Raw genomic sequence first — 6,172 nt, forward strand, 5'->3', positions numbered from 1 at the left:
CGGGCCGCCGTCGTGGTTGGGCCTGTCGGCCGTGGTGGCCGCCGCCGTGGTGCCACCGCTCGGCTGGTACGGCGGGCGCGCCGCGAGCGGGGGCCACGGACGGCCGGTGACGGCCTTCCGGGCGGTGATGGTGGTGGCCCTGATCGATGTGGTGCTGCTGGTCGCGAGCGGTCGGGTGATCTGACCGGCACCCGGCCAGGTGGCAATACCGGGTCGCCGTGCGACCGTCGATCAGCCCCAACTACCCTGGAGCGCGGTCTGCGCGGGTATGACCACCCCCGCGCCCGGGGTACGGCCGGGTGGGGATCGTGACGAGGAGGACCGACGTGACGCGCTCGATCAGGGGTTCCCGGCGGGCGGCCCTGCTGCTGTCCGGCATGGCGGCGGCGACCGCCCTGCTGGCGACGGGATGCGGGGCCGGCCAGGTGTCCGAGACCGCCAACAAGGAGCCGTCGATCCAGGGCATCAACGTCCAGACTCCGGACAACGCCTACAAGGTGCGCGGCCTCTACGTGGAGTACCCCGGCACCGAGGGCCTGCGCACCGGCGCGAACGCCGCGCTCAACACCGTGATCTACAACGACACGCGGGACCGGGTGACCGTGACCGTCACCACGGACAGCGCGCGTGAGGTCGTGATCACCGGCAAGCCGGGCGCGACGCCCCCGCCGGAAGTAGGCACCGCGCCGTCGGAGAGCGCCTCCCCCGCCGAGAGCGCCTCGCCGTCCGAGAGCGCGTCGCCGTCCGGCTCGGCCTCGGCCAGCCCGTCGGAGAGCGCGTCGGCCAGCCCCTCGGCCCCGGCCGGCCAGCCGGCCCGCTTCGAGATCCCGGCGCTGAGCTACGTGCAGCTCAACGTGCAGGGTGGCCGTTTCCTCCAGCTCGTCGGGCTGACCGAGGCGCTGCGCGTCGGCCAGCAGGTCGACCTGACCTTCGACTTCGGCAACGGCAGGACGATCCAGACCAGCGCGCCGATCGGCGTGCCGCTGACCCCGGCCGCCCCGGTCTCCCCGATCATCGAGCGCGAGGGCGGCCACGAGGGCGGTGGCGAGGAGGGCGGCTCCGGCCACGGCGGCTGATCCCCCGGCACGGAACTGTCGACACCGTCGGCGTGGTGACCACCACGCGACGGTGTTTTCGTCGCACCAGGGGGTTAGCGTCCTGTGGTGACCACCTCCCGATCGACCCCGGCACGGGGTGGCGCGGCCTCCGGCGCCTCCCGCGGCCGGGCCGCCCGCGAGCCCCGCCCGGCCTACGAGTGCGACGCCTGCGGGCATCAGCCGCCCAAGTGGGTGGGGCGCTGCCCCGAGTGCGGCGAGTGGGGCTCGGTGGTCGAGTGCACGGTGACCGGGCCGATGGTCTCCGGCCGGGTGGTCAGCTCCCGGCTGCCGGCCGAGCCGGCCCGGCCGATCGCCACGATCAGCGCCGCTCCCGCGCGGGCCCGGCCCACCGGGGTCAGTGAGCTCGACCGGGTCCTCGGCGGCGGCCTCGTGCCCGGCGCGGTGGTGCTGCTCGCCGGCGAGCCCGGGGTCGGCAAGTCGACGCTGCTGCTCGACGTGGCCCAGCAGTGGGCCGCCGGCGCGGGCAGCCCCTCCCTGGTGGTCAGCGGCGAGGAGTCGGTCAGCCAGGTCCGGCTGCGCGCCGAGCGGATGGGCACCCTGCACGACCAGCTCTACCTGGCCGCCGAGAGCGACCTGAGCGCCGTGCTCGGCCACCTCGACGCGGTGAAGCCGGGGCTGCTGGTGCTCGACTCGGTGCAGACCATCTCCACCACCGGCACCGAGGGGGTGCCGGGCGGGGTCACCCAGGTCCGGGCGGTCACCGCCGCCCTGGTCGCCGTCGCCAAGGAGCGCGGCATCGCCACCGTGCTGGTCGGCCACGTCACCAAGGACGGCCAGGTCGCCGGTCCCCGGGTGCTGGAGCACCTGGTCGACGTGGTGCTGCACTTCGAGGGCGACAAGCACTCGTCGCTGCGGATGGTCCGGGGCGTCAAGAACCGGTTCGGCGCCGCCGACGAGGTCGGCTGCTTCGAGATGCACGAGGGGGGCATCAGCAGCCTCGCCGACCCGTCCGGGCTCTTCCTGACCCGCTACTCCGAGCCGGTGCCCGGCACCTGCGTGACGGTCGCGATGGAGGGGCGGCGGGCCCTGGTCACCGAGGTGCAGGCGCTGATCGGCGCGACGGTCGCCGGCTCGCCGAGGCGGACGGTCTCCGGGCTGGACGGGGCCCGGCTGGCCATGGTGCTGGCCGTGCTCCAGCGCCGCACCGAGCGGCTGACGCTGCACGACCGGGAGGTGTTCGCCGCCACCGTCGGCGGCATCCGGGTGGTGGAGCCGGCGGCGACCTGGCCGTCGCCCTGGCCGTCGCGTCCGGCGGGCTGAACCTGGCCATCGCGCCCAACCTGGTGGCGATCGGCGAGGTCGGCCTGACCGGCGAGGTGCGCCGGGTGGGCGCGGTCCCCCGCCGGCTGGCGGAGGCGGCCCGGCTCGGCTTCCGGGTGGCGCTGGTGCCGCAGGGCTGCGGGCCGGGCAGCACCGGGGCGGCCCGGATAACATGCGGGTGATGGAGGTCACGGACGTGCGCTCGGCGCTGCAGTGTGTCGCCCGCGCATCCGCCGAATGACCGACGGTGGCCGCCGGGCCGGACCGCGCGGGCCATACCGGACAGGCCCGGCACAGCCACCGGCACTTCAGGGATCCGACGCCGTGACACATCACAGTAACCACGACAGCACCCACCGCACGGCAGTCCGTAGACTGTGCGCGTGCCGATCGACCGCGATACCACCAAGCCTGCCGGCGCGACACCCCACGCCCGCACCGGTGCCGTGGGCTCGCCCGCCCGCACGATCAGCGTGAGCGTGACCGGGGGCGCCGGGAGCGCCGGGGATCCGCTGCGGGCCAACCTCGCCCTGATGGCGCCCGGCACCGCGCTGCGCGACGGCCTCGAGCGGATCCTGCGGGGCCGCACCGGCGCTGATCGTGCTCGGCTACGACAAGGTGGTCGACCAGATCTGCACCGGCGGATTCCCGATGGACGTCGAGTTCTCGGCCACCCGGGTCCGCGAGCTGTGCAAGATGGACGGCGCCGTGGTGCTCTCCAGCGACGGCACCCGGATCGTCCAGGCGGGCGTGCACCTGATGCCCGACCCGTCCATCCCGACCGAGGAGTCCGGCACCCGGCACCGCACCGCGGAGCGGGTCGCCCGGCAGACCGGCTATCCGGTCATCTCGGTCAGCCAGTCCATGCGGATCATCAGCCTCTACGTCAACGGCCAGCGGCACGTCCTGGACGACTCGGCGGCCATCCTGTCCCGGGCCAACCAGGCGCTGGCCACCCTGGAGCGCTACAAGCTCCGCCTGGACGAGGTCTCCGGCACCCTCTCCGCGCTGGAGATCGAGGACCTGGTCACCGTCCGCGACGCGGTCGCGGTGGTGCAGCGGCTGGAGATGGTCCGCCGGATCGCCGACGAGATCGCCGGGTACGTGGTGGAGCTGGGCACCGACGGCCGGCTGCTCGCCCTCCAGCTCGACGAGCTGATGGCCGGCGTGGACGCCGACCGCACCCTGGTCATCCGCGACTACCTGCCCACCGGCCGCAAGTCGCGCACCCTCGACGAGGCGCTGGTCGAGCTGGACCTGCTCGGCGCCACCGAACTGATCGACCTGGTGTCGGTGGCCAAGGCGATCGGCTACCCGGCCGCCTCCGACGCCCTCGACGCGGCGGTCAGCCCGCGCGGGTTCCGGCTGCTGGCGAAGGTGCCCCGGCTGCCGGTGGCGATCGTCGACCGGCTGGTCGTGCACTTCGGCAGCCTCCAGCGGCTCCTCGGCGCCACCGTGGAGGACCTCCAGGCCGTCGACGGGGTCGGCGACGCCCGGGCGCGGGGCGTACGGGAGGGGCTGTCCCGGCTCGCCGAGGCGTCCATCCTGGAGCGGTACGTCTGACCGGTCCGGTCAGTTGGTGATGACCAGCTTCACGGGCTCGCTGAGCTTGGTGCCGACCCGGGCGAAGACCTGGTACGTCCCGGCGGGCGGGGTCGGCCCGGCGGCCACCCCGCCGGCGCACCGGCTGACGTCCTTGCCGTTCCAGGTCAGCTGGTAGGAGCGCTCGAAGCCCGGGGTGAACGACTGCACGTCCGAGCCCTTGCCGGTGCCGCAGGTGTCCGACGACCAGACCTTCTCCGCGCCGGACTTGACGAAGAGCTCCTGGAGGTCGGCCCCGACGTCCCGGCTGCAGGTCCGCTGCGCGGTGTTCTTGACCTTGAGGGTCAGGTCCACCAGGGCGCCCCGCCGCACCTCGGAGGGGAGCGCCTGCGACGTCACGCGGAGCTCGGCGTCCGTGCAGGTTCCGTCATCGACCACGGCCGGGCCGGCGGGCACGACGGGCGGCGCGGCCGCCGACGTGGTGGTCGTACCCGGATCGCCGGCCGGACCGCCCCCGGAGTCCGGCGCGTCCGGCGTGCCCGTCGATGCGGCGGACCCGGCGGCGGACGCCGAACCGGTCGGTGCCGGATCGACGGCCGGCGACGTCGGGGTGGATCTGGCCCCCGATGTCGTGGCGGTGTCCCCCGACTGGTTGCAGGAATAGAGCAGGACAATCAGGAAGAGAAGCCCCGCTCCGAGCACGACGGCGCGACGCCGCCAGTACACGGCGGATGGCAGGGGACCGACCGTCAGACGCATGATGCCCCCACCGTAGCTGCGCACCGCACTCCGACTGGTCGCGACGCGCCGGACACCGCCCGGATCACCGCCTCCACCCTCCACTCACGACACCCGGCGGCCGCCGGTCACAGGTAGACCTTGCGCTGGTAGACGGCGTGCGCGCCGGCGACCCGATCGAGGAAGAGCAACCCCGAGCAGTGGTCGACCTCGTGTTGCAGCGCGCGCGCCTCGAAGCCGTCGGTGACCAGCCGGACCGGCTTCCCGGTGCCGGGCAGGTCGCCCTCCACCACCAGCCGGCTGGCCCGCTTCACGTCCCCGGTCAGGTCCGGGACCGACATGCAGCCCTCCCGCCCCGGCTTCCACCGGGTCGCCTCGACCACCCGCGCGTTGCAGAGCACGAAGGTGCCGTGCACGGTGACCGCCTTCGGGTGGCCCGTGACGTCCACGGCGAACACCTGCGCGCCCACGCCCACCTGCGGGGCGGCCAGCCCCACGCAGCCCGGCGAGACCCGCATGGTGGCGATCAGGTCGGCGGCCAGCTGGACGGTCTCCACCGCGGTGGGGTCGACCGCGCCACCGGGCCGGCTCAGCACCGGGTGCGGGGCGGCGACCACCTGACGCACCTCACCGGGCACGGCCAGCGTCTCCGGAGTCCAGTCGCCGAGGCCGGCGTACTCCTCCTCGCTCACAGCAGGTCCGGGTCGGCCGGCCGCAGGGACACCTCGACGCCCAGCTCGGCGGCGGTGGCCGCGAGGCGTCCGGCCAGCTCGTCCGCGCTGCCCGGCGGCAGGTCCACCTCGGCCACCACCACGTAGAGCGAACCGGCGAGCCGGGTGCTCAGGTCGGTCACGTTGCCGCCGGCGTCGGCGAGCACCCGGGTCATCGCCGCCACGATGCCCATCCGGTCCGCGCCGTGCACCGCCATCACGTACGGCTCCCCGGCCCGCGCCGCCACCCCGTCGGGCGTGACCGCGCGTACCGTGGCCAGCAGCTGGCCGTCGGCGGCGAGCGGGGCCAGGGCGGCCTCCACCTCGGCGGCGGCCGGGCCGACGCAGATCAGGGTCATCGCGAAGTGACCGCGCAGCCGGGTCATGGTGGAGTCGGTGAGGTTCGCGCCGAGCCGGGCGAGCACCTCGGCGACGTCGGCCACGATGCCCGGCCGGTCCCGGCCGATGACGGTGATCGCGAGCTCGTTCATCCGGGCATTCTGCACGATCCGCGCCGACGGTCCGCGTCGCCCCGCCCGGGTCGCCCATCCAGCGGGACCGTCCCGCGTGACATCATCGGCGACGCGATGACTGAACCGACTTTCGCCACCCTGGTCAGCCGGTGGTACGAGGAGAACGCCCGCGACCTCCCCTGGCGCGAGCCCGGGGTCGGGGCCTGGGCGATCCTGGTCAGCGAGGTGATGCTCCAGCAGACCCCGGTGGTCCGGGTGCTGCCCGCCTGGCGGGCCTGGCTGGACCGCTGGCCCGACCCGGCCGCGCTGGCCGCCGACACGCCGGCCGAGG

Annotated in this window: 4 protein-coding genes and 4 pseudogenes; 5 read left to right on the forward strand and 3 right to left on the reverse strand. The window is 74.6% G+C overall.

All coding sequences use genetic code 11. The features are described from left to right. The 4 genes and pseudogenes from JNW89_RS24655 to disA all read left to right on the forward strand — a co-directional run. Positions 1-184 (forward strand): annotated as a pseudogene (locus JNW89_RS24655) (hypothetical protein); the annotation flags it as partial. 142 nt (positions 185-326) lie between these two features. Further along, on the forward strand, positions 327-1,076 hold the full coding sequence (locus tag JNW89_RS24660) for a hypothetical protein (protein ID WP_238450680.1): 750 nt from the start codon (positions 327-329) through the stop codon (positions 1,074-1,076). Positions 1,077-1,163: 87 nt separating this feature from the next. Beyond that, positions 1,164-2,619, forward strand: a pseudogene (radA, locus tag JNW89_RS24665) (DNA repair protein RadA). A 142-nt stretch (positions 2,620-2,761) separates the two neighbouring features. Next, a pseudogene (gene disA / locus JNW89_RS24670) lies at positions 2,762-3,941 on the forward strand (DNA integrity scanning diadenylate cyclase DisA). A 9-nt stretch (positions 3,942-3,950) separates the two neighbouring features. On the opposite strand, the gene JNW89_RS24675 reads toward disA, so the two are convergent. The 3 genes from JNW89_RS24675 to JNW89_RS24685 all read right to left on the reverse strand — a co-directional run bounded on the left by JNW89_RS24675 (position 3,951) and on the right by JNW89_RS24685 (position 5,859). After that, the gene (locus JNW89_RS24675; protein ID WP_238450682.1) at positions 3,951-4,679 is read right to left on the reverse strand and encodes a hypothetical protein; all 729 of its coding nucleotides are present in this window, start codon (positions 4,677-4,679) and stop codon (positions 3,951-3,953) included. Between the two features lie 107 nt (positions 4,680-4,786). Further along, on the reverse strand, positions 4,787-5,350 hold the full coding sequence (locus tag JNW89_RS24680) for a peptide deformylase (protein ID WP_238450683.1): 564 nt from the start codon (positions 5,348-5,350) through the stop codon (positions 4,787-4,789). Then, entirely contained in the window at positions 5,347-5,859 is a 513-nt protein-coding gene (locus JNW89_RS24685; RefSeq protein WP_088959964.1) for a glycine cleavage system protein R, read from the reverse strand. The genes JNW89_RS24680 and JNW89_RS24685 overlap by 4 nt, the downstream gene beginning before the upstream one ends. Positions 5,860-5,955: 96 nt before the next feature. On the opposite strand from JNW89_RS24685, the pseudogene JNW89_RS24690 reads away from it, so the two are divergent. Next, positions 5,956-6,172 (forward strand): annotated as a pseudogene (locus JNW89_RS24690) (A/G-specific adenine glycosylase); the annotation flags it as partial.

This window comes from Micromonospora sp. 4G55 (genome assembly GCF_016803375.1).

Excerpts from the sequence above, each read along its gene's own strand:
- JNW89_RS24675 (WP_238450682.1), bottom strand. The coding sequence starts at position 4,679 with ATGCGTCTGACGGTCGGTCCCCTGCCATCCGCCGTGTACTGGCGGCGT.
- JNW89_RS24685 (WP_088959964.1), bottom strand. The coding sequence starts at position 5,859 with ATGAACGAGCTCGCGATCACCGTCATCGGCCGGGACCGGCCGGGCATC.